We start from the raw sequence: 23,602 nt of genomic DNA on the forward strand, positions 1-23,602 counted from the left end.
TTGGCGGCCGCGGAGACAACACCGGAGTCCTCGCGCAGGCGAGACACGAGTACCGTGAGGGCATGCCCACGACGCCGGACGACCCCACCGAGCGGTTCGCGTCGCTCGCGGAAACGGTGCCGTGGGCGACCCCGCGCCTGGACGAGGACCGCGATCGGTTCGTGGCCAAAGAATAAAGCGCGACCATCGACACGGAGCAGACGCTACCGAATGTCCAGAACCCCGCATCTATTCCGCAGATTCACCGCCAGCTCGCGGCACTCGCTGGCAACCGAAAGCAGGCGCGATCAGGACTGTTCAAAGCACCCGCAAGTCCGCAGAAACCCCTGATAGGGCGAAACTCTTACTCGAAAGGTCACCGGATCGATGCCGGTCGGAGCCACAAGGCTGAACATTACAATCAGCCCAGAAACCCTCGCCTAGCTTCTACATGGCGGGGGTTTTGCTTTGCCCTGCGGCGACCGCATACGGCAGCGCGTGGGTCACGAGGCTCACGAGGAATTTCCCCGGCTCCTCGAACATGCACAGGTGTGCGGAGTTCTCGAACCAGACGACGTGCGTCGCGGGCGCCGTCACGGTCTCCAGCCAGCGGGCCACCGGTCCGGTGGGGGTCGTCCAGTCGTGTCGTCCGAGGAACTGGAGGATCGGCACCTCGAACGCGGTCTGGTCGCGGGCGTCGAAGCCGAGCAGGGCTGGCAGCACCTCGGGCATGGTCGCCCGCTGCCCGATGCCGATGAGCTCCAGGTCGGGGTCCGTGTAATACGGAGACAGCTCCTGGGACTCGGTGAAGTAGGCGAAGTCGGAGCGATACGCCGAGAGGCCGCCGTAGTACTGCGCCCACCTCCGGCAGGTCACGATGCGTTCGACGGTCAACGGCTCCTCACCGGGGTACTCCCCGAGCGCCTGCAACTCGGAGATCGCCTGCTCGTTCCGGTCCGCGACAGCACTCTGCATCGCGTGGCGGAAGCTCGCCACCTCGTTCTCGGGTCCGGAGATGACCTGCCCGACGCCGATATACGCCCACAGCAGGTCGGGGCGCCGCTGGGCCAGGGTGAGACCGAGGACCGTCCCCCAGCTGTGCCCGAGGACTCCGACCTTCTGCACGCCGAGCTCCCGCTGGAGCCACGCGATCAGCTCCGCGAGATCGCCGACGTACCGGTCGACGCTGAGGTCCATGCCTTCGGATACTGCGCTCGCGGACTTGCCGCTCGCGCGCTGGTCGTAGTTGACGACCGTGAAGTACTCCTCCACGCCTCGTTGCCAGACCCACGACGAAGGCAGCGACGGGAGGGCCGGACCGCCGTGACAGACGATGAGCACGGGGTTCCGTGTGCTGCGGCCGCGGATCGAGACGAACTGGGAGACACCGCCGAGGTCGACGTACGCCGTCCTGTCGATCGACTCCGGGTTCGGGATCCGGCAGAGATCCGCGATCACTGCGCGGCCGAGGTCGTCACTCATGTCGATCACCTTAGGAGAATCACACCGGCGGCACGTCACCCCAGCGCGCGCTGCCACACATCCCGATGCGCGGTGACGTAGTCGAGCACCGACGCCCAGTGCGCCCCGTGACCCGTGCGGTACATCGTCCCCCACGGCTCGCGTCCCGCCTCCGCGGACGAGCGCAGCAGATCGAGCATCGCCTGCGTGCGCTGGCGCATCATGTCCGGAAGCTCCGCGCGCAGCTCCTCGTCGGCACCGTATCCATCGACGAAGGCCGCCAGGTCGCCGGCGGAGCGCTGCGGGTCCCCGTTCGGATCCGGAAGCGCGAACGTCTGTGCGGAGAAGGCGAGGTCCCAGGACCGGGTGCTCGGGGCGGCGCCGTCCCAGTCGATGAAGACCCAGCGGTCGCCGAGCATCAGGTTCCACGGCGCCAGGTCGTTGTGGCAGATGAGCTCCTGCGCCGGCGCTGACAGGGGCGGTTCCCAGACCGCATCGGTGGCGGGGACATGGCGCGCCGATACGTCATGGATCCGGCGAACCATCCCGCCCACGCGACCCAGTTCGGCGGCGGAGAGCGGTGCGGAGTCCATCGCGAGCGTGCCGGGGACGAACTCGATGATCTGCCGCCCCTGCGCGTCTCTACCGCGCGGCTCGGGCGCATCCACTCCGCGGTCCCGCATCGCCTGCACATAGGCGATCACGTGCGGAGTCGCAGCCGTCCACGCTTTCCGGACGGTGTCCCCGACCCGCACGACGGGTCCGCTCGCGTTGCCGCCCTCGAGGACTTCCTCCCACATCCTCCGAGGCTATCGGAGGCGCCTCCGGGAGAGATCACTCCCGATGATGACGAGGGATACCTCCCCCGACGGACGCCGTTCACCGCGCCCGTGAGCAGAGTGGAATCATGACACGACGCACCCTCCTCCCCGCTGCCGCCCTGCTCATCGGTGGCACCCTGCTGCTCGGCGGATGCGCCGCCGTGGAGGGTCTCGTGCACAAGCAGTCGACCAGGACATTCGATGACGTCGACGCCTTCCGCGCGGACGCGCCGGTCGATGCGGACTGGGTTCCGGACGACGCGACCGCCCTCACGCTCCGGACGTCGACCATCGAGGACGCGGACGACGCCGTCCTCCTGCTGGCGAGCACGGCCAAACTGCCGGAGGACTGCGTGGAGACGGAGCGGACCTCCGCCCCGACCTGGACTCTCGATGATGCACCCTCCGCGTACGAGGCGAAGACCGTCTTCGTCTGCGGCGACTGGAGCGTCATCCCGTCCGACGGCGGCTGGTTCGGATGGACGCCGAACTCCGACGAGGAGAAGGCCGCCGCCCGGGGCTGACGCTCAGAGGTCGTCGAGGGCCTCGCGCGCCGCCTGCACGGCCTCGGCAGCGGTGTCCTTCTTCTCCACGGCCGCCGAGCGCCTCTTCTCCGCGCCGGGACGATCGCGCTCGACGCGGTCGGCCTCCTGACACAGCTGCTCCAGCTGCGCTTCCAGCTCGGCGATTCCGTCGGCCAGCTCCTCGGCGCGGTCGTGCAGCGCCTGCACCGCCTCGTCCTCCTTCGCGAGGGCGCGCTCCGCCGCCGCGAGGCCCTTCTCCGCAGCAGCCACCCGACGTTCCGCGTCCCGGCGCCTCCGGCGCTCCTGCAGTTCGTCCGGGGGACGCGGGGGTTGCGGCTGCAGTGCGGGGAGCGTTCCGGCCACCGCATCGCGGATGTCGTCCGCCGTGCCCGAAGGTTCCAACGTCCGCACGAGACGGCCGGACGCCACGGCGGCCGCCGCGTCCGGGTCGAAGAACGCCGCGGAGATCGTCTGCTCGACCGCATCCCGCGTCGCCGCCGTCACCCGTTCTCCGCGGGAGCCCGCGAGGTCCGCGGCGGTCTCGGCGAGCCGCCTGGTCAGCGCGCGCCGTTCCCGGCCGAGCTTCGCCAGCGCCGCAGCGTCCAGATCCGCCTGGGCCTCGCGCAGCTCCGCGGCCAGCGCCAGGGCCTCCCCCAGTTGCGCAGCACGCTCCTGCGCGAAGACGTTGACCACCCAGGCGGCCACCGCCGGCTTGCGGAGCGCCTTCACCTCCGCGGCGAGCGCGCGATCGTCGAGGTCTTTCGCCCGTGCATTCCGGGCGGCCGTGAACTCCTCGGGCGGCCCCGCGTACAGCGCCGCCGCGATGTCATCGAGGGTCGGAGCGGCCATGCGCCCACGATACGCGTCGGCGGGGGCCGGTCACGCGACGGGGCTATTCGATAGCGAGGTAGTCCGCCGCATCCGAGGCCATGAGGATCTTGGTGCCGAACCCTCCGGCGCCATTGCCGGGATAGAGATAGAGCTGTCCTGCGGCCGTGCGCGCGACCAGGTCCGCACGGCCGTCCCCGTTGTAGTCCGCGCCGCCGGTGACCTCGGTGAACTCCTGCCAGCCGGTCCCGGCTTGACGCCAGGTACGCAGGCCCGACGCGCCGGTGTAGAGCCTCAGCACGCCATCGCCGGCGACCCCGATGAGGTCACCCCGTCCGTCGCCGTCGAAGTCTCCGGCGACGAGGTAGTGGAAACCCTCCCAGCCGTTGCCCACGGTGACGTTCGGAGTGCGGAAGCCGCCGGCCCCGTTGCCGGGGAAGATCACGAGGGTCCCGGTAGGGGACACCCCGATGACGTCCTGCCGTCCGTCCCCGGTGAAATCCGCACCGGAGGTGACGTGACGCATTCCGTACCACCCGGCTCCCGGGGTGGTCGCTGCCCGGAAGCCGCCGGCGCGGTTCCCGGCGTAGTACTCCAGGGCGCCGTCGGAGCGGGCCACGAGGATATCCGCATGGCCGTCTCCGTTGAAGTCCGAGTGGGTGATGTGCCGTCGGGAGTTCGCCCACCCGCCTCCGAACAGCGTGGTCGGGCCGGCGAGGCCGCTGCGGCCGTCCCCCGCCCGCAGTCGGAGGTCCCCGTTGCCCGCGACGACGAGAAGATCGGACTTTCCGTTGCCGGTGAAGTCGGCGGTGTCGATCCCCGCCGCGTCGCTGGCTCCGAGACCGGGGAAGAACAGCGGGATCGTCCCACCTCGCGTGACGTTCGACAGGCAGGTGAAACCCTGGTTGATCTGGGAGTAGACCTTGCCGTTCAGCCACACCTCGAAGTGCAGGTGGTAGGCGGCGGAGTTGCCGGTGTTCCCGACGACACCGATCTGCTGCCCGCGCAGGACCTTCGTGCCCGGTGCGTACCAGCCGGATGCCGCCATGTGGGCGTACCGGGTGACGTAGCCGCCCGGGTGCTGCACATCGACGTAGTTGCCGTAGCCGCCGTTCGACGTGCGGCTCTTGATCACACCGTCGTACGCCGCCAGGATCGGTGTCCCGCCGTTCCGGGAGATGTCGATGCCGTCGTGCGCGCGATAGTTGCCGAGGCAGCCGTCTCCGACCTTCGACTGGATGTTGCCCGAGGCCGGATAGACCATGTAGCCGTCGGAAGCGGCGACCGCGGAGCCGGTCGTGGTGAGGGCCGGCACCAGGGATCCCAGCACGATCGCGAGCACGGCGACGATCCCGATGCGACCAAGACGCAAGCGGGACGTGCGCTTCATCTCGAAGTTCTCTCTTGCTCGGCGGCCCCAGGGGACGTGGTGTCCTCCGCGGTCACCGTACCAAGGGCGGGCGTCCGGCGACGCGAACGCCACCCCCTTCACTCCCGTTCCGCTGCTCTCGCGCCCCGGACGGGGTGAGACCCCGGAGGGGTGTACCGTCAGCATCATGGGAAGACTCCGGTACGACGGGCACTCGGATCCGATCCTCATCGACGATGAGACGCTCGCGCATCTGAAGATCGTCATCGCCACGAAGCTGCGCCGACAGGAGAGCTTCATGATGACGTGGCGGCCTCTCGAGGGCGGCATCGACCGGCGGGCGAGCGTGTGGATCCACCCCGCCATCCCCCTGCAGTTCGGCTTCGACGACGCGGAGCCGCCGACGGTGGACCCGCACCGCATCCAGCAGATCGTGCAGGCTCTCAACGCCTCCGGCGATCTTCACCTGGACCACCTCACCGACCCGCGCTGACGCGCTCCGACGTCCGGTACGGAAGGGGCGCTGCCCGTGGACACCGCAGTGATCCCGGCTCTCTTCGTGATCATCCTCGGCCTCATCGTCGGAGCGGCGTTCCTGCGGGGGTGGGTACGGCGCAGCGCGTCGTCCGCGGGACAGCGTGCGGGCGATCGGTACACCGCCGCCCGCACGGAGGAGATCCTCGCCGATCTCGGCGCCACGCTGGTCGTCCGCGACTCCCCCGCAGCCGCGGCCGCGATCGTGCGCACGGTCGTCGCGGACCGCGGCACGAGCTTCTTTCTGCTCCCCGACGACGCATTGGGCATCCGCTTCGTGGAACCGGACGACACGGTCGTGCGACTGGTTCCGGGTCCCGAGGGAACGCTGTTGCGCGTCGAGACCTTCCGCGAGTACCTCGGCTTCCCGCAGACCGCGCCGCTGTGGCGGGAGCTGCGGGCCCTGGTGGCCGCGGAGGCCGCTACCCGTCAGATCGAGGTGGCCGACGGCCCCGTCTCCGTGTTCGAGCGGGGCCCTGTGCTCGACGACCGCAACGCGCGCTGGTTCCGCCAGGCCTGATCAGCGTTCACCGGCCCCCGCAGATGGGGGTCACGATTCTCAGGCGACGCAATTAGGCTAGACGCGCGCCGCGCCCCGCGGGGACTCGGATGACGACCCGGTCGTGGCGCATGCCGGAGGCCTCCTCCTCCGTGCTTGCGATCCCGTCCACGGAAACGAAGTCCGCTTCGTGTCGCGGACACGCCAGAAAGGCTTGAACCCATGAGCGAATCCTCGGGCACTCCCCGCGACGACGAGCGGTCGCCGGACTTCTTCGATCAGCTGATCGAGACGAATCCCCGCGACACGTCGTCCTCATCCTCGGCCGCATTCACCATCGGATTCCGTGGCTACGACAAGGGCGAGGTCGACGCCGCGCTCGCATCGATGCGGGCCCAGCTCCAGCAGGCGGCCGACGAGGTGGCCGAGGCGAAGGCCCGCGAGGCCGAGTCGGTCGAAGCGGTCAAGGCGGAGGAGCGAGAGGCACGGGAGGCCCTCGAGGCCGAGCTCGCCGCGGCGAACGCCAAGGCCTCGGACGCGGAGCAGCAGGTGGCGACGCTCACCTCCGAGCTCGTCGACATGCCGCAGGCCGACGGTGAGGAAGCGCCGTCTCGCCAGCAGTTCGAGGCGATCCTGCGGGTGGCCGAGGAGCAGGCGAACGTCCTCATCCAGAACGCCGCCGTGCAGGCCGACCGCCTGATGACCTCTGCCCGCGAAGAAGTCGCCGCGCAGCGCGCCGAGGCCGAGGCGGATGCCGAGCGCATCATCTCCCAGGCTCAGCGCGACGCCGACCAGGTGCGACTGAAGATGGAGACCGAGTACACGGCCCATGAGGCGCGCATCGAGCGCGAGGCCGCACACGCCGCGGAGAAGGTCAGCCAGGCGTCGCAGGAGGCCACGGCGATCCGCACCGAGGCCGAGAAGGGGGCCGCCGCGCTGCGTTCCCTCGTCACGCGCGAGACCACCCAGCTGCGGGCGGACGCCGAGCGCGAGGTGCGCGAGATGAACGCCCGGGTGCTGGAGTTCGAGGAGACCCTCACCCGCCGGCAGGACGACGCGCAGCAGGAGTTCCTGGTCCTCCACAACCAGGCCGTCGCCCACGCCGAGCGCATCACGACCGACGCCAACGAGCAGGTGACGGCCTCGCTGGAGCACGCCCAGCGCATCTCCGCGAAGGCCGACGGCTACGAGAAGCTCATGCGCTCGCAGGCGCAGGCGATCGAGGCCGACGCACAGGTCCGTGCGCGGGACATCCTCGAGCGTGCCCGCGTGAAGTCGCAGAAGATCGTCGATGCGGTGACCGGCCACACCTCCACCGTCCTCCGCGACGCCGAGGACCGAGCCCGTCAGCTGCGGTGGCAGCAGCAGCAGCTCACCAGCTTCATGGCCGAGGTGCGCGAGCTCATCCGGCCCGACGGCATCTTCAGCGACGACAGCCTCCCCACGGAGATCGCAGTGACGGAGGCCACGATCGACGAGGACGATGACGAGAACGAGGACGACGTCGTCGAGGCGTCCGTCGAGAGCTTCCGCGGAGACGAGGTCCTCGACGACGAGCTCGACGACGACCGTCCGCTGGAGAAGATCACGATCGACGTCGTCGAGACGGACGACTCGAAGCGCTGATCCGCGCGGATACGACGAAGGGGCGAGCAGCTGTCTGCTCGCCCCTTCGTCGTATCCGTGTGCGTCAGGCGCGACGGAGCTGTGCCGCCGCGGGGCAGTCGAACGGGTCGCGCGCCGCCAGGCCCACCCGATTCAGGTAGGCGATGACGATCGCGTACGAGCGCCCGAGACTCGTCTCCGTGTACGGGATGCCGTTGGCGGCGCAGTAGTCGCGCACGATGCCGCGCGCCTTCGACAGGTGCAGCCGTGACATGTTCGGGAAGAGGTGGTGCTCCACCTGGTGATTGAGGCCTCCCATGAGCCCGGTGACCCACCACCCGCCGCGGATGTTGCGCGACGTGCGCACCTGCTTGGAGAAGAAGTCGAGCTTGGCGTCGGGGGCGATGACCGGCATGCCCTTGTGGTTGGGGGCGAAGGACGCACCCATGTAGACGCCGAAGACCGCGAGCTGCACACCCAGGAACGCGAAGGCCATGCCGACGGGCAGCAGGAGGAACAGCGGCACGAGGAGGACGGCGAACCGCAGCACGATGAGTCCGAGCTCGATCCAGCGACCCTTCACGTTCTTGCGCGTCATCAGGTGCTTCAGACCCAGGAAGTGCAGGTTGAGCCCTTCCAGCGTCAGAAGGGGGAAGAAGAGCCAGCCCTGCTTCCGCGTGATGAGCCGGACGATGCCACGCGACTGTGCCGCATCCTCCTCCAGGAAGGAGATGGTGTCGACCTGGATGTCAGGGTCCTTGCCGACCTGGTTCGGGTTGCCGTGGTGGCGGGTGTGCTTGGAATCCCACCAGTGGTAGCTCATGCCGATGATGCCGGCGAGCACGCGGGCCAGGCGGAAGTTCGCCGGTCCTGTGGAGAGGATCTGGCGGTGCGCGGCCTCATGGGCGAGGAACGCGACCTGCGTGAAGACGATGCCCAGGGCGGCGGCGATGAGCAGCTGGAACCAGCTGTCACCGAGGATCAGGAATCCGGCGACGCAACCGGCGAAGGCGACGACCAGCGCGGCGCCGACGAGCGAGTAGAACACGGGCGTCCGCTGCAGGAGCCCGGTCTCCTTCACGACCTGCTGCACGTCCCGGTAGGCCCGGGCGAGCGGCGGGAAGTCCGCGTTGCCGGCATAGGTCTGACGCACGGGCCCCAGAGTGGCGGTGACGGACGGGGAGGGTGAAAGGGAGATGATGCTCTCCTGCCGATCGGGAGCCCTTGAGCTGAGGTAGCCAAGGGCGGATGCCGATCGCTGTGGCCACACTAACCGCGCCCGCATACGCGAGCCGGCATACGAGTCAGGCTCGCGCCCGCCGCATGCGCCGACGGCGGGGGCGCGGGCGAGTCGGCGACGCCGCGGCGCGCTTCGGCTCATTCGCCTCGGCGAGCGCACGGAAGGCGTCGTCGAGGGAGGGGAAGGATCCGAGATCGGTGCCACGCTCGTCGCGCAGTCGGTGCGCGGATCCGTCGAACTCGACGAATCCGGCGAATTCGCCGTTCCGGGTGGCGACGTGCACGTCGACGTCGGCCTGCTTCCAGGTGAGAGGGGTGGACGGAGGGATGGTGGTGGTGCTCATGCTCATGCTCATTGCTGTGGGGCGGGCGCGCTGTCGCGCTCCGCACGTGAAGAGACCGAGGCGGATTCCGCGCGCGTCGATGTGCGTGGTCCGTGGATGGCCCTGATCAGTGGCGACGAGGCGGCCGAGAGGGGGCGAAACGCACACGTTGCACGATCAGTCTAGCAGATCCACGGAACCACGCTCCGACGACCTCAACTTCCCGGCGGGCGTCCGCTCCCGCTCCCGCCCGGTGCGGAACCGGCGCTCGGGGCGGTCGTGGTGTCGACGCCGATCACGAGCGTCGCCGTGTAGCCGCCGGCGACGCTCCCCGTCGTCGTCGCGAGTTGCGATGCCCCGCCGTCGTCGCCGAAGACGTTGTCGGAGGTCAGCGTGATCCGTGCCAGGTTGTCCGCCGATCCGGCGTAGGCCGTCTCCGCGTAGACCGCTCCGCAGGCGTCTTCGGGCAGCGCGAGCTGGGATGTCGCGATCGCGTTCGATGCTTCGGTGATCGACGCCGCGTCCGGGTAGACCTCGAAGTGGATGTGGGGCCACCGGCCCGAATAGCACCCGGGGAACACGGACGTGAAGGAGACCCTGCCGTCCTCGTCAGCGACCTGCACCCCGCGGAGATAGGAGACGTCCTCGAGCCCCGACGAGTAGAGCGAGTACTCCCCCTGGGCGTTGCAGTGCCAGGCGTACACGGCGACGCCCGCGAACGGCACCCCTCCGTTCGCGAGGTCGAGGATCTGCAACTCGAACGAGAGCGGGACCCCGTCCGCGGTGGCACCGCCGTCGATGGACGAGCGGATGTCCTGGCGGATGATCCCCGCCTCGTCGAGGACGTCGGGACCGTTCGAGCCGTCGCCCGGGTAGGGGCCGGCGGTCTCATCCGGGATCTCCGTGATCGCGGAGTCCGATGCGGTGGCGCCGGCGCTGGGCGTGGGCGTGGCGGTCGTCGACGACGAGCCGGTGGCTGTCGGAGCGCAGGCGGCGAGGACGACGGCGCCGAGGCCGAGGCCGCCGCCGATCAGGAGCCCGCGGCGGCTCATCAGCGTCCGGAGATCGAAGGCGACGCCCTGGTCGACCACCTCTTCGTCCGCGCGATCCAGCGGTCGTCCTTCGTACATGGGCCCCTGCGGCGTCGACGTCGGTTCGGGGATTCGGCTCATGATGTGCTCCTCTCGAGCGTGGGCGGCGTTGCCCCCGATGCTCGACGAGTGAACAATCAGGGAGCTATGCGCGACCGATGAGGAGCCTAGAAGCGGGAGCAGAGCGGAGGATGCGGGGACATCGCTCCGCTCTGCAGCGCTGGCGCTCGAAGAACTCGGCGGACAACGCAGGGCCGGGGCGATGGGGGAATCGCTCGCGCGGCCACGAAGACGGCCGGCATGCAGGGGACATGCGCGGCCGTGGCGCATCCAGTGCAACACGCGGCTTGGCACCTGTCAAGTTTTTCCTGGACGCCTGTCCGGATCCGCGAGAATGCCATAGCATTGCCCGCACCGATCCCGAAGGGGACGAGACCGGGGGCACAGCATGACGACGGCGACCAAGCGGGCGGAACGCGCAGGGGTGGACAAGTTCGCGATCCGCCGGCGAGCGCTGGCCGAAGCCGCGCTGGAGGCGATCGCCGAGCGCGGGTTCGCCAGGACGGGACTCCGCGAGATCGCCCAGCATTCGGAGCTCTCGCACGGAGCCCTGCACTACTACTTCACCGACAAGAACGACCTCATCGCGGAGGCCGTGCGGATCTCCAAGGGCGGGCTCGGTGACCGCTACCTCGCCGTCATGGAGGAGGCGGAGACCGCGGAGGACCTGGCGGCCGGCGCCGCGGAGGAACTCGCCAGGAGCGTGCACGACGACGCCCGCCTGCACCGGCTCTGGTACGACCTCCGCAATCAATCGCTGTTCGAGTCCGGCTTCGGCGACACGATCGCGGAGGTCGAGGCCGACCTGCAGGAGGCCATCTGGCGCATGGTCGAGCGCTACTCCGAGCTGCGCGGTCGGCCCTGCCGCTTCACGCCGCTCTTCGCGTATGCGCTCACGGACGGCATGATGCAGCACGCCCTCATCCGTCACCTCCGCGGTGACACCGGGGCGATCGCGCGCCTGCGCGTCGAATGCCTGGCCCTGTTCGCCGCCAGCGTCTGACCGCGGCGCTCAGGCGTCCGTCGCCGAGGCGCCGCGGGGAATCGGCGGCCGCATCACCAGCACCGCCACGATCCCCACCATGACCGCTGCCGTCAGCGCCACCGGCACGGGCACGAAAGGGTCGAGCAGGACGAGCAGCGCCCCCACGGGGATGACCGTGTTGACGACGCGGTCGGCATTGTCGCGGATGGCGACCCACCAGATCCCGATCAGGAACACCGCAATCGGGATGGACACCGTGAAGGTGGCCGCCACGGGAGCGAGATGGCTCTCCCCCGTCATCACGTCCAGCTCCACCTCGATGCCGGCGGAGAAGGCCGCGGCCGCCGCGAAGACGAAGTAGTGCGTGTAGCCGTAGCGCAGCGAACGGCCGAGAGTGGTGATGGCCCGGTGGTGGGGCGGCCAGAAGTAGATCCACCACAACGCCGCCGTCACGACGAAGGCGAGGGCCGAGATGGCCAGGAGCGGACCCAGGGCCTCCACCTCGTCCAGCGCGTCGATGATCGCGTTGGCGGAGGCGAGGAGGCTCTCGCCGAGCACGATGAGAGTGAACAGACCGTAGCGCTCCGTGATGTGGTGCGGATGCCAGGGTGTCTGGTGCCGGCGCTCGGCGAACACCGGGACCGCGATCTCGATGAGCGCGAAGACGACGAAGGCCGCGAGTTGCACGGGGCCGGACGGGATCAGCAGGAACAGAAGCCACAGCACCTGCACGACGGCGACGCCGAGGGCGTACCGCAGAGCGACGCGCCGGAGCGGGCCCTCGTTCCGCGAGGCGCGCAGCCACTGCGCCACCATCGCGATCCGCATGACGACGTAGCCCACCACGGGGAGCGTGAAGTCGCCCTCCTCGAAGGCCCCGGGGATCCCGGCGGCGAGGATGAGGACGCCCGCCATCTGGACGAACGTGGCGATCCGGTACGGCCAGTCGTCCGTGTCGAACGAGGTCGCGAACCAGGTGAAGTTCATCCACGCCCACCAGATCGCGAAGAAGAGCATCGCGTAGGAGGTGATCCCGTGGAGGAAGTCGCCGTGGCTCAGCGCGTGATGCAGCTGCGCCGAGGCGATGCTCACCGCCACCACGAAGACGAGGTCGAAGAAGAGCTCCAGCGGACTCGCGGCCCGATGCGGCTGACCGGGGTCGCGCGGCCGCATGGGCTGCAGACGGAAGCGAGGACTCGATGTCGGGTGCGCGGTCACCGCGACAGACTAGCTCCGGGTGCACCCTCGCATGCGGTATTCCGGAACGGGTTTTCGCTCACCCTCGGGAAGCGCTTCCGTCGGGCGGCCGAATCCGCTACAGTGATGACCGTCTGCAGTGCCTGCTGCACGCCTCGTCGGTTTGGGACGACGAGGACACCTTCTCGATGTGGGATCGCGAAGCTTCAGCAGGACCCGAGGGGTCGGGACGCAGACGTGTCCGTGAACGTGGGGTTCATGGTCTGGGGAAAACTGGGGAAACGATGGCGCACTGGGGTTATCTGCGTACATTCACGGCTCAAGGGGCCTCGGCATGACTTCCGTCGAGGATGCTCTGAGCATCGCTCGTACGGGTTTCACGCCGATCACGGCTCCGCGGGCGACCGCGTCGGTGACGCATGCGGCGAGCACGCCGCGTGTCTCGGCGACGCTCGAACGACGCCTGCAGTGGGAGCGTCGCTATCGGATGCGGCTACGGATCACGGATGCGGCTGTCATCCTGATCGCCGTCGCACTGACGGCGGCGGTCCAACTGCTCACCGGCGTCACGGTGATCGAGGCCGTGCGCAACGCCGCATTGCTGGGTCTCGCCTGGTACCTGATGCTGTCGGCGCTCAACAGCCGAGCCGCCGCCATCTTCGGGTCTGGGGCCACGGAGTACCGTCGCGTCGCGCACGCGGCGGGTCTCGCCTTCGGCATCACCGCCATTGCGGGCGTGCTCCTGGAGTGGGAAGGGCTGCAGCCGCTGTTCTTCATCGCGCTCCCGGTCGGCATGCTCGGTCTCCTCTTCGCCCGCTGGGCCTGGCGTCGCTGGCTGCAGCGGCAGCGCCTGTCCGGACGGTTCGCGTCGAGGACACTGGTGGTCGGCGCCACCGAGGACGTCGAGTATGTGATCGACTCCCTGCAGAAGGGCGGGGAGAACGGCTACCACGTCGTGGGGACGACGTTGCTGGATCGCAATGCCGGCGCGCTCAGGATCGGGGAGAGCATCTACCCGGTCGTGGGCGATCTGGACACCGTCGCCCCCGCGGCGGCACAGCTCGGGGCGGACACCATCATCGTGGCGAGCCGCCCCGAGGGGTCCCCCGACTTCGTCAAGCAGCTCAGCTGGCAGCTCGAAGGCACCGCCGCCGAGCTCGTCCTCTCGAGCCGCCTGACGGACGTCGCGGGTCCTCGCATCTCGCTCCGCCAGGTCGACGGCCTGCCGCTGATCCAGGTGAAGATCCCGACCTACGAGGGCGGCGTCCACCTGCTGAAGCGCGCCCTCGACGTACTGGTGGCCGCCATCGCGCTGATTCCGATCGCGCTGCTCACACCTGTGCTCAGCGCTCTCATCAAGCTCGACTCTCCGGGGCCCGTGTTCTTCTTCCAGGAGCGTGTCGGCCGGGACGGCCGTACGTTCAAGATGGTCAAGTTCCGTTCCATGCGCACCGACGCCGAGAAGCAGCTCGCGGCGCTGAAGGACCACAACGAGGGCGCCGGCCTCCTCTTCAAGATGAAGGACGACCCCCGCGTGACCCGCGTCGGGAAGGTGCTGCGCAAGCTGTCGCTGGATGAGCTCCCGCAGTTCTGGAACGTGCTGGTCGGCGACATGAGCGTCGTCGGTCCGCGGCCGCCGCTGCCCAGCGAGGTCACCGCTTACGACGGCACCGTGTTCCGCCGCCTGTACATCAAGCCCGGGATCACGGGTCTGTGGCAGGTCTCCGGACGCAGCGACCTGTCGTGGGACGAGAGCGTGCGGCTCGACCTGCGCTACGTGGAGAACTGGTCCGTCATGAACGATCTGCAGATCATGTGGCGCACCGCGAAGGTCATGGCGCAGCCGAGCGGGGCATACTGAGCGGATGAGCACTACGACACCCCTCACGATCGCGATGGTGGGGACCCGCGGCGTGCCTGCGGCCTACGGCGGATTCGAGACGGCCATCGAAGAGGTGGGGCGACGGCTCGCCGACCGTGGCCACGACGTCGTCGTGTACACCCGCGGCTCCGAGCACCGCGAGAAGGAGTACCTCGGCATGCGCGTGGTGCACCTCCCCGCGGTCCCGGTGAAGCAGATCGAGACCCTCAGCCACACCGGGCTGTCGGCCCTGCATCTGCTCTTCCACCGCCGCCCCGACGCGACCTTCGTCTTCAACGCCGCGAACTCGCCGTTCCTCCCGCTGCTCCGGCTGCGCCGGGCGCCCGTCGCCCTGCACATGGACGGTCTGGAGTGGCGCCGGTCGAAGTGGGGTCCCCGCGGCAAGGCGTACTATCGCTGGGCCGAGCAGTTCGGCGTCCGCACCGCGGACGCGCTCATCGCCGACGCCCCCGGCATCTCCGACTACTACCGCCACCAGTTCGACGTGCCCACGGAGCTCATCCGATACGGCGCGCCGATCCTCGATCAGCCGCCGACGCACCGCCTGGCCGAGATGGACCTCACTCCGAACGGCTACCACCTCGTCGTCGCTCGGTTCGAGCCGGAGAACCACGTGCTCGAGATCGTCCGCGGATACCGCGCCAGCGCCGCGCGACTGCCGCTCGTGGTCGTCGGCTCCGCGCCGTACGCCGCCGGATACATCCAGGAGATACGGAACGCCGCCGAGGGCGACGAGCGGATCCGCCTCGTGGGCGGCGTCTACGACCAGGAGCTCCTCGACGGGCTCTACGCCCACGCCGCCACCTACCTGCACGGCCACTCCGTCGGTGGCACCAACCCGTCGCTCCTGCGCGCCATGGGTGCGGGCACCGCGGTGATCGGCTACGAGGTGCCCTTCAACCGGGAGGTCCTCGGCGGCAACGGCTGGTTCTTCGCCGACGCGGATGACGTCGCGACCCACGTCGCGGCCGCCGAAGCCGACCCCACGACCCGCGACGCGCATGCAGCCGCGGTGCAGGAGATCGCCCGCACGCGCTTCCGCTGGGACGACGTCGCGGACGAGTACGAAGACCTCGCCCGCCGTCTGTCCGAAGGCTCCAGCGTCCACGCGTCCGCCCGGCGTGCGCGCCGACGGAGCGCCGACTGGGCCCCCGCCCCCGCGGACGCGACACGATGACCACCGGCGTGAAGCGCAAGACCGTCCTTCTCGTGCATCCCGGTGCCGAGATGTTCGGGTCGGACCGCATGCTCCTCGAGAGCGCGACCGGTCTCGTGGAGGCGGGCGCCCGTGTGGTGGTCGCCCTTCCGAGCTCGGGTCTGCTCGTCCCGCCGCTGCGCGCCGCCGGAGCAGAGGTCGTCATCCTGCCGATGCTCGTCCTGCGCAAGGTGCTGCTCACCCCGCGCGGTCTGCCCCGCCTGTTCCGCGACATGTTCCGGGGCCTCGGCGCCGCATGGCGTCTGATCGGACGCGTGCGCCCCGACGCCGTCTACGTGTCGACCATCATCATTCCGCAATGGCCCCTCGTGGCCCGACTCCGCGGCACTCGCGCGGTCAGTCACGTGCACGAGGCGGAGGCCTCCGGGAGCACGCTGGTGAACCGCCTGCTCTACATGCCGCACCTCGCCTCGGTCCGCACCCTCGTGAACAGCCGCTTCAGCCTCGACACCATCCGGCACGCGCTGCCCGCTCTCGCCGACCGCACCCGGATCGTCGCCAACGGCGTCGCGTCGCCCCCGCACCCCGCGCCGCCGCGGCCCCGGATCGACGGCGCCCTCCGCGTGCTGTACGTCGGGCGGCTCTCGCCTCGGAAGGGTCCCGACCTCGTCATCGACGCCGCGGCGGCAGTGCAGGCGGAGGGGCGGCCCGTCGAGGTCACGCTCCTCGGGGCGGTCTTCGAGGGATACGAATGGTACGAGCGCGAACTGCGCGCCCGTGCCGCAGAGACCGGGGTCTCCGTCACCTTCGCGGGATTCCACGCCGACATCTGGCCGTTCCTCGCGGAAGCCGACGTGCTGGTCGTGCCCTCCCGGGTGGACGAGCCGTTCGGGAACACCGCCGTCGAGGGCGTTCTGGGGCTCCGCCCCGTCATCGCGAGCGACAGCAGCGGTCTGCGCGAGGCCGCGGGCGGCTACGCCACGGCGCAGCTGGTCGCACCGGACGATGCTCCGGCGATCGCCGCCGCACTCGACGACGTGTACGCACGGTGGGACGACCTCGTGGGCAGTGTGGCCGAGAGCCGCGACGAAGCCCTGCGCCGGCACGCACCTGCGGTCTACCGCGCCGGCGTCACCGCCGGCGTCCTCGACTGACGACCCGCCGGGATCCGCACGGCGCCGGGCGCGCGCGACCTGGGCTCACGCCGAGACGGCGGCCTCGGCTGTGAGCCGCGCCCGATGACGCACGATGTAGATCGAGAACGGGATCAGCTGACAGACCAGGAGCGCGAAGGCGACACCGAGGAGCGGACCGGCGATGCCGAGGATCGGTGTGAGGACGAACGCCAGGGTGCCCCCGACCGCGGCCATGCTGAGGGTGGGGATCACCTGGAATCGGATCCCGGGCTTGTCCATGATGAACATCCCGAGCGGGTAGACGGCCGCCGTGAGCATGATCATGAGGCCGAACGCGAAGATCGTGGTCGGCCGGACCTCCAGCTCTCCCTGCGTGATGAACCCGAACAGCCACGGCCCGACGAGCCACACCACCACCGTCGCGAGGGCGACGGCCACGGCGAACAGTCCGGAGAGCAGGAACGGTCCGCGGCGGAGATCGCCCTGGTGTCGCATGCGAGCGAAATGCGGCCAGAGCGCGAGCCCACCGGCCATCACCAGACCGTTGAGCGCGAAGAAGACCTGCCCGGCCACACCGTACTCGGCGACGTCGGTCGGACCGCCGAGCTGGGCGATCACGTACCGCTGCGACCCCACCGCGATCGGATACGTCACCATCTGAGCCAGCATCGGCCATCCCACGTCCATCACCCGTACGCCGGGGAACCGTCGCGGGCGCAGGACCATGCGCGCAGCCTCGGGGATCAACGGAGACGTGGTCCGAGCGGTGATGAGGACGCCGAGGATCGAGACGATCAGCGAGGCCGCGAACGACGCGATCGCCGCGTAGGAATGCAGATTCTCGCCACCGAACGTCAGCAGCATCCACACCCCGGCCAGCGTGAGCGGCGAGATGAGGCCCTGCAGCAGGATCACGATGTGGTTCTTGCGCTGCCCGAGCATGATCCGCGCCCAGATGCCCAGCGGGATACCGAGACAGAAGATCGTCACGCAGAAGAAGGCGGCCAGCGACGCCCCCGGCTCTCCTCCGGCATCGCCGAACACGATCTCCCAGGCACCGGTGGCCAGGAGCACGGTGTTGATCGCCATGGCGGAGGCCGCGAACATCAGCAGCACCCGGCCGACCGACGTGAGCTGATAGCGGAGCTTCTCGTCCGTCCGCACGTCGTCGCTCGTGGCCACGGCGTTCACGAGCACGGCGCCGCTGCCGAGATCGGTGAAGGTCAGCAGCGACGGGATCGTCGTGAGCAGCGTGTAGAGGGCGAAGCTGCCGACGCCCGCGTCTCCGATGATCATCCGCGTCGTGAGAACGCCGCAGACCAGCGCGATGACCATCGTCAGCGCGCGGGCGCCGACAGCGAGAAGAGAACCCATACCTAGATCGTCACCGCGGCAGGGCTCCCAGCGTCGCGCTGTTGCCGGGGAGTCGCGATACCGAGGCGATATCCGCCGGCACGGGGACCGCCACTGCGGCCTGCCGCTGCGCCTGCGCGGGGGCCAGCACGTACGTGGCGGACACCACGGAGGCTCCCTGCACGAACTGCGAGCGGCGGTCCTGACCCGTCGCCGCGGTGAACGCCGCGAGGGTGTCTGCCACCGCCGGATCCCGCGAGACGGATCCCTTCGACCAGGCCGAGAACCATCGGGGCGTGCCGGGGGCGGTGCGGTGGTAGAGGTTGCCGTTCACGCTCGACATCATCTGCGCACCGGTGAAGGTGGTCGAGTAGTCCTGTACGCAGACCAGGCAGTTGCCCGCGCTCTCCGCCATGACGTTGTTGGACATCACGGTGTTGCGCACGATCCACGGCGCCAGCGGTGCGAAGCGCGTGCGCGGATCGTGGCCCGCCGCGTTCGGGTCGGAGGCTCGGCGACCGTCCTGACCGATGCTGACGTTCCGGTTGGCGTTGCCGACGAAGGTGTTGTTCCAGATCTTCACGTTGCCGGAGTTCAGGACGAACAGCCCGAAGTCGCCGTTGCGGGCGATGATGTTGTCGGCGACGACCGCCCGCTCCGAGAGCTCGACCATGACACCGTGACCGGTGTTGCCGATCACGTCGTTACCCGTGAAGACGATGTCGATGACCGATTCGTCGAACCACGGACCACGACCGGCGTTACCCGTGAACGCGCTGTCGGTGACGGTCACTCCGCGCGTCCGGGTGACCTTGAACGCGCCGGACACCGGGGAGTGGTTGAAGCGCTCGGCGTTGTTCCCGACGGAGAGCATCTGCTTCACCTTCAAGCCGTCGGCCTGGGAGGCGCCGCCACCGAGGAGACCGTTGCCGATCAACGAGACGCGCGTCAACGTCGTCCTCGGCGCCCAGGAGTAGAAGCCGGTCGTCGAGTTGTCGCGGATCGTCACGTCGGCGAGCGTGATGTCGCTCGCTGCGGCGATGACGGTCCCCATCTGGGGCACGCTGGTGGCGTACCGGCGGATGCCGATGCCGCGCACCTCGGATCCGGCGGACCGGATCGAGAGCGCCTGGGTGAGCACGCTCGCCTCCACGGGCTTGCCCGTCGGGTCGGTGCCGATCACGAGCCGCTTCGCCCGATCGTCGACGAAGAAGGTCCCGGCGACGACCTGCGCGGCGGAGGCGACCTCCCGCAGCTGCACGCCCGCGACCCACACCTGGTCCGGATGCGCGGCCATCGGGTGCGCGGGATCGACGAAGCGCCACTCCGGCTGGGTGTTGTCGGGCGCTCCCTTCGTGTATGTGGGGCTCGAGTCGAGCGCGGTCCCCCAGCCGTCGACCGTCCAGGTCTTGCCTGCGGGCTTCCAGCCGGTGACGGTCTTCGCGCCGTCCATCCAGACCGCCTCGTTCGGAGCGGGCTGGATCGTGACGCGCTTCTGCGGCGGCACGACGATCTCCTCGTGGTAGGTGCCACCGCGGAGCACGATGGTGCCGCCGTTCGGTACCAGCCGCAGCGCGGCCGCGATCGTGCGCACCGGCGAGTTCTTCGTACCGGCAGCGCCGTCCGATCCGCCCGGCGCCGCGTAGATCGCGGTGGCGGGTGCCGGGTACGACAGCGACCCCGGGGCGGCGGCGCCCGGCTTCCCGCGGACACCGGCCGGGGTGGCAGGTGGAGCGGGTGTCACCGGGGTGGTCGGCGTCACCGGGGGAACCGGAACCGGGTTCGGCGCAGGAGCCGGGTTCGGCGCGGGGGCGGGCGTCGGCGTCGGCGTCGGAGTGGGAGTCGCCACCGGCGCGGGCGCGGCTGCGAGCACGTCGTCGATCGCGAGCGGGACGGCGGCCTTCGCTCCGGAGGACGTGTACAGCGCGAAGCCGTAACCACCCGCGGCCGTGATCCGCGTGGCAGAGGAATCGGCGTGCGTCACCTGCCACGCGGACGGCTCGTCCCCATCTGCCGCCCAGGCCTTGGCCGCGAGCGTCACCGGGCTGGTCCCGGTCACGTCGAGGGCGACGCGCAGCGACATGCCCGTCGTCACCGGGAAGGGGAGTCGTCGCTCGCTCAGGTTCTGCACAGTGGTGAGGTCGGTCATCCGGACCACGGACACGTAGGCGGAGCCGTCGGGGTGCACGCGGAGACGCACACCGTAGGAGTCCTTGCCGACGATGCGGACGGCCTGGGCCAGGTAGAGCGGACCGCCGACGGGGAGAGCAGGGACCGTCACCGTGTAGCGGCTCGACACATCCGCCGCGGTCACCCCGGCCACGGTCGCCCGCGCCGTGATCCCGGGCTTCCGGCTGGCGAGCATCGCCTGCCCGTTCCCGACGCTCGACGCACCCTCGACGACACGCCAGGCCCCGACGGGAGAGGCGCCCCAGCCGGAGGCGACGGTGCGGTTCATCGGGTCGGAGAGGAGGGGACCCGCAGATGCTGCCGCCGGTCGGGCCGACGGCGAGGCGGCGGCGACCGCCGCGGAGGCCGGCGCGGCGATCAGCACTCCGGAGAGCGCGACGGCGACGCCCAGGGCACCCGCGAGCAGGCGATGGCGACGCCGTGGCGCCGCTGGCGATGAGAGACGAACAGGGAACGGAAAGGACACGATGTCACCGTTTCTGGGGTGGAATACACGATCACCCACGCTTCGCCGCAGTTTCAAACCCGGCGACAAAGTGCGAGCCCCCCTCGCAACCCATGAAGAATAACCGCCCGTCTGGACGATGGCAAACGTTTCGAGCCCTTCCGCCGATATGCTGCACGCCTCCCCCGGGAGGACGGCGGGTCGCTCACTCGCTGTAGTACTCGCTGCGATGCCGGTCCGGACGCGCACGGTTGAGGACCGTGCCGAGGATGCGGGCGCCGCCCGATTCCAGCGATTTGATGCTCTTCGCCAGTGCCGCCCGCCGCGTCTTGGTGGCGTCGACGACGAGGATGACACCGTCCGTCTGGGTGGCCAGGAGGTTGGCGTCCGCGACGCTCAGCGTCGGGGGCGAGTCGATCACGACGTAGTCGTAGTCCGCCGCGGCGAAGTCGAGAAGCTGAGCCATGCGCGCCGACGTGAGCAGCTCGGCGGGGTTCGGCGGGATCGTCCCGGCGGGGAGGATGTCCAGGGTGGTGTCCGCGACGCGGTGCTTGGCCACCTCGAACTCCACCTCGTCGAGCAGGACGCTCGTGAGTCCGACCGAACCGTCGATGCCGGCGTGCTCGTGGGCACGCGGGCGGCGCATGTCGGCGTCGATGAGCAGGACGGAATTACGGAGCGCGGCGAGGGTCATCGCGAGGTTCACCGACACGGTCGACTTGCCCTCGGCGGGCATACCGGAGGTCACCAGCAGCACCTTCACGCGGGACGACACGTTCGCGTACGCGAGCGCCGACCGGATGCGGCGGAACTCCTCCGAGGTGTGGCCGAGCGGCTCCTGGGCGACGGCGATTCCCCGCGCCTCCAGCAGCGGCGATTTGGAGACGACGCCGAGCACGGGATCCCCGCCGGCCTGCGTCAGCGCCTCCTCGTTGCGGACACGGGTGTCCAGCACACCGATGAGCACGGCGGCCGCAAGGCCGAGCACGCCTCCGAGGAAACCGCCGAGGGCCGCGTCCCTGGGCTTGCTCGGAGTGAACTGGAACTCGGGGACGACGGCGTCGTCGATGACCTCGGCGGTGATGGTGGACTCGCCCTGCGGATCCTTCGGAGCGACGTCCTTGACGACCGTGATGAGCTGCTCGGCGACGGCGTTCGCGAGCTCGGCCGCAGCTTCCGGGTCGTCCGTGATGCCGGTGATCCGCAGGGTGACGGTGCTCTGCGGGATGGTCACCTCGATGTCCCTCGCGAGCGCGCGGGGCGTCGTGTCGAGCTCGAGCTCCTCGATCACCGGATCGAGCACGCGCGAGCTCGTCGCCAGCTGAGCGAACGACAGCATCTGGCTCTGGGTGTACACCGAGCCCTGGTTGAGGTCCGAGGCGCTCGTGCCCTGGTTCAGCGCGAAGTACAGCGAGGTCGTCGCCTGGAACAACGGCGTCTGCAGCGACGCGTATCCGTACGACCCCGCGGCGCCCACGACGCCGCACAGCACGATCAACCACCAGAACTTGCGCAGCGAGCCCGCGATGACACGCAGGCTGACCCGGCTCTCGGCCATGACTCCCCATTCCCCCTGAGGTCTCGATTCTAGAGGAGCCATCTGCACGGCCCGTTCACGTCTGCCGCACCTGTGGAGCGGGTCCGGTCGTCGCCGGCGGTGACGCCGTCCCGAGATCCCGCAGGAAGGCCTCTTCCGCGGTGGTGGATCGCGTTCCTGCGTCGCGCGCCCAGGTCACCGCGAGCCCGACGCAGAACCACAGGAACATGCTGTACTGCGTGATGAGGGCGACGACGACCAGACTCGGGAGCTGTCCGACGACGGCGAGGGCGGCGGGACTCCGCGTCGAGCGCCGCACGGCCATCAGCGCCGCGCAGACGACGGCCGCCATGATGAGCAGGGTCGGCACGTACCCGTACCGGAGGAGCGTGAGCACGAGGGCGTTGTCCACCGACCGGGCGAAGTATCCGAGGTAGTAGTCGCCAGAGACGAGGGAATGCCAGTCGCCGGGGTTCCCGAACAGCTGCACCTGTTCCAGGAGGACCAGCAGGTCCGTGCGGTAGTCGGCGCTGCCTCCGGCCTCGTCCCCCGCGGCACCGAAGACGGAATCGATGACGGGGATGACGATCGCGGTGCCGATCACCCCGGCGACGGCCACCGTCACCCGGAAGCGCGTCGATACCCCGACGATGAGGAAGGTGGACAGGACGAGTGTCAACACCAGTGTGAGCAGGCCCGCCCGACTGAACGTGAAGACCGTGGCGGTGGCGATGAGCACGATGCCGGTGATCTTCGGGAACAGTCGCCATCGCGTCGCCACGACGAACGCGGAGGACATCGCCAGCGCGGCGCCGAGCGCGATCGAGTGCCCCCACGCCCCCTCCGCACGCAGCACCCCGCCGCGCTCCTGCAGCGGGCTCCATGTGTCGTACACCACGCCGGATCCGGGAATGAGGACGAAGGGGTTGAAGGAGGTGAGGAACTCGACGACCGCGAGAGCGGCGGCCACGATGGCCACGACCGCGATCGTCGAGGTGATCCACTCGGTCGTCACGCGAGCGAGCACCACGCGCCCCCAGATGTAGGGGATCACCCACTCGAGAAGCGATGCCACGAGGGAGGCGAGGTCGACCGTGCCGAACCCGTACAACCCGACGACGACGAGGACGAACGCGGCGACCCAGGCATCGGCCGCCCGCAACGGCACGACCGACCAGTTCACGATGATCAGCAGGACGGTGAGCAGGGTGATCGCCGCCCAGTAGAAGCTGATGTTCACCCCTACCCAGAGAGGCACGAAGAACAGCACGACCGCCCACACGACGAAGGCGGTACGCGGGAGCAGCCGGAGTGCGAACACGACGATGGCCACTGCCGCGATTCCACCGAAGGCGAGGAGCGCGATCGGGACAGCAGTGGCCATGCGT

Annotated in this window: 20 protein-coding genes; 8 read left to right on the forward strand and 12 right to left on the reverse strand. The window is 69.6% G+C overall.

Annotated features, from left to right (window positions below):
* Nucleotides 1-426 precede the first annotated feature (426 nt).
* Nucleotides 427-1,461 carry an alpha/beta fold hydrolase gene (locus AB0P08_RS03390; RefSeq protein ID WP_363588050.1) on the reverse strand — a complete coding sequence of 345 codons (1,035 nt, stop codon included), beginning with the start codon at nt 1,459-1,461 and terminating at the stop codon, nt 427-429.
* Nucleotides 1,462-1,496: 35 nt separating this feature from the next.
* Entirely contained in the window at nt 1,497-2,240 is a 744-nt protein-coding gene (locus tag AB0P08_RS03395; protein ID WP_363588052.1) for a phosphotransferase, read from the reverse strand.
* A gap of 107 nt (nt 2,241-2,347) precedes the next feature.
* Here AB0P08_RS03395 and AB0P08_RS03400 point away from each other — a divergent pair, with 107 nt between their 5' ends.
* Entirely contained in the window at nt 2,348-2,785 is a 438-nt protein-coding gene (locus tag AB0P08_RS03400) for a hypothetical protein (RefSeq protein WP_363588054.1), read from the forward strand.
* 3 nt (nt 2,786-2,788) lie between these two features.
* On the opposite strand, the gene AB0P08_RS03405 is transcribed toward AB0P08_RS03400, so the two are convergent.
* Complete coding sequence (locus tag AB0P08_RS03405) at nt 2,789-3,634, reverse strand: transposase (protein WP_363588056.1); 846 nt, start codon at nt 3,632-3,634, stop codon at nt 2,789-2,791.
* A 43-nt stretch (nt 3,635-3,677) separates the two neighbouring features.
* On the reverse strand, nt 3,678-5,003 hold the full coding sequence (locus tag AB0P08_RS03410; protein WP_363588058.1) for a peptidoglycan DD-metalloendopeptidase family protein: 1,326 nt from the start codon (nt 5,001-5,003) through the stop codon (nt 3,678-3,680).
* Nucleotides 5,004-5,169: 166 nt separating this feature from the next.
* Here AB0P08_RS03410 and AB0P08_RS03415 point away from each other — a divergent pair, with 166 nt between their 5' ends.
* The 3 genes from AB0P08_RS03415 to AB0P08_RS03425 all read left to right on the forward strand — a co-directional run bounded on the left by AB0P08_RS03415 (nt 5,170) and on the right by AB0P08_RS03425 (nt 7,641).
* A complete protein-coding gene (locus tag AB0P08_RS03415) occupies nt 5,170-5,475 on the forward strand; it encodes a DUF7882 family protein (protein WP_280564750.1) in 306 nt (101 codons plus the stop codon).
* A gap of 36 nt (nt 5,476-5,511) precedes the next feature.
* The gene (locus tag AB0P08_RS03420) at nt 5,512-6,036 is read left to right on the forward strand and encodes a hypothetical protein (RefSeq protein WP_363588060.1); all 525 of its coding nucleotides are present in this window, start codon (nt 5,512-5,514) and stop codon (nt 6,034-6,036) included.
* A 201-nt stretch (nt 6,037-6,237) separates the two neighbouring features.
* Nucleotides 6,238-7,641, forward strand: coding sequence for a coiled-coil domain-containing protein (locus tag AB0P08_RS03425; protein WP_363588062.1), 1,404 nt, complete (start codon nt 6,238-6,240; stop codon nt 7,639-7,641).
* A gap of 64 nt (nt 7,642-7,705) precedes the next feature.
* Here AB0P08_RS03425 and AB0P08_RS03430 read toward each other — a convergent pair whose 3' ends face one another.
* The 3 genes from AB0P08_RS03430 to AB0P08_RS03440 form a co-directional block, all read right to left on the reverse strand.
* Complete coding sequence (locus tag AB0P08_RS03430) at nt 7,706-8,773, reverse strand: fatty acid desaturase family protein (RefSeq protein ID WP_522727290.1); 1,068 nt, start codon at nt 8,771-8,773, stop codon at nt 7,706-7,708.
* 151 nt (nt 8,774-8,924) lie between these two features.
* A complete protein-coding gene (locus AB0P08_RS03435) occupies nt 8,925-9,203 on the reverse strand; it encodes a hypothetical protein (RefSeq protein ID WP_187663200.1) in 279 nt (92 codons plus the stop codon).
* Nucleotides 9,204-9,397: 194 nt separating this feature from the next.
* Nucleotides 9,398-10,354 carry an intradiol ring-cleavage dioxygenase gene (locus AB0P08_RS03440; protein ID WP_363588064.1) on the reverse strand — a complete coding sequence of 319 codons (957 nt, stop codon included), beginning with the start codon at nt 10,352-10,354 and terminating at the stop codon, nt 9,398-9,400.
* A 367-nt stretch (nt 10,355-10,721) separates the two neighbouring features.
* On the opposite strand from AB0P08_RS03440, the gene AB0P08_RS03445 reads away from it, so the two are divergent.
* Nucleotides 10,722-11,336 (forward strand): TetR/AcrR family transcriptional regulator, encoded by a 615-nt coding sequence (locus AB0P08_RS03445; RefSeq protein ID WP_363588066.1) that lies wholly within the window; start codon nt 10,722-10,724, stop codon nt 11,334-11,336.
* 9 nt (nt 11,337-11,345) lie between these two features.
* Here the strand turns inward: AB0P08_RS03445 and AB0P08_RS03450 are convergent, their stop codons facing one another.
* Entirely contained in the window at nt 11,346-12,536 is a 1,191-nt protein-coding gene (locus AB0P08_RS03450) for a low temperature requirement protein A (protein WP_522727291.1), read from the reverse strand.
* 313 nt (nt 12,537-12,849) lie between these two features.
* Here AB0P08_RS03450 and AB0P08_RS03455 point away from each other — a divergent pair, with 313 nt between their 5' ends.
* The 3 genes from AB0P08_RS03455 to AB0P08_RS03465 are packed head-to-tail and all read left to right on the forward strand — an operon-like array spanning nt 12,850 to nt 16,707.
* Nucleotides 12,850-14,376: a sugar transferase gene (locus AB0P08_RS03455; protein WP_268777657.1), complete on the forward strand. Its 1,527-nt coding sequence runs from the start codon at nt 12,850-12,852 to the stop codon at nt 14,374-14,376.
* Between the two features lie 4 nt (nt 14,377-14,380).
* The gene (locus AB0P08_RS03460; RefSeq protein WP_280564739.1) at nt 14,381-15,574 is read left to right on the forward strand and encodes a DUF1972 domain-containing protein; all 1,194 of its coding nucleotides are present in this window, start codon (nt 14,381-14,383) and stop codon (nt 15,572-15,574) included.
* On the forward strand, nt 15,571-16,707 hold the full coding sequence (locus AB0P08_RS03465) for a glycosyltransferase (RefSeq protein WP_363588068.1): 1,137 nt from the start codon (nt 15,571-15,573) through the stop codon (nt 16,705-16,707). Before AB0P08_RS03460 ends, AB0P08_RS03465 begins: the two co-directional genes overlap by 4 nt.
* A 45-nt stretch (nt 16,708-16,752) precedes the next feature.
* Here the strand turns inward: AB0P08_RS03465 and AB0P08_RS03470 are convergent, their stop codons facing one another.
* The 4 genes from AB0P08_RS03470 to AB0P08_RS03485 all read right to left on the reverse strand — a co-directional run bounded on the left by AB0P08_RS03470 (nt 16,753) and on the right by AB0P08_RS03485 (nt 23,598).
* The gene (locus AB0P08_RS03470; RefSeq protein ID WP_363588070.1) at nt 16,753-18,063 is read right to left on the reverse strand and encodes an MATE family efflux transporter; all 1,311 of its coding nucleotides are present in this window, start codon (nt 18,061-18,063) and stop codon (nt 16,753-16,755) included.
* A 10-nt stretch (nt 18,064-18,073) separates the two neighbouring features.
* Nucleotides 18,074-20,698 carry a right-handed parallel beta-helix repeat-containing protein gene (locus AB0P08_RS03475; protein ID WP_363588072.1) on the reverse strand — a complete coding sequence of 875 codons (2,625 nt, stop codon included), beginning with the start codon at nt 20,696-20,698 and terminating at the stop codon, nt 18,074-18,076.
* A 184-nt stretch (nt 20,699-20,882) separates the two neighbouring features.
* The gene (locus AB0P08_RS03480) at nt 20,883-22,235 is read right to left on the reverse strand and encodes a tyrosine-protein kinase domain-containing protein (RefSeq protein ID WP_187663193.1); all 1,353 of its coding nucleotides are present in this window, start codon (nt 22,233-22,235) and stop codon (nt 20,883-20,885) included.
* 55 nt (nt 22,236-22,290) lie between these two features.
* Complete coding sequence (locus tag AB0P08_RS03485) at nt 22,291-23,598, reverse strand: hypothetical protein (RefSeq protein WP_187663192.1); 1,308 nt, start codon at nt 23,596-23,598, stop codon at nt 22,291-22,293.
* Between the last annotated feature and the right edge of the window lie 4 nt (nt 23,599-23,602).

Source organism: Microbacterium meiriae (genome assembly GCF_040686935.1).
GTDB lineage: Bacteria > Actinomycetota > Actinomycetes > Actinomycetales > Microbacteriaceae > Microbacterium > Microbacterium meiriae.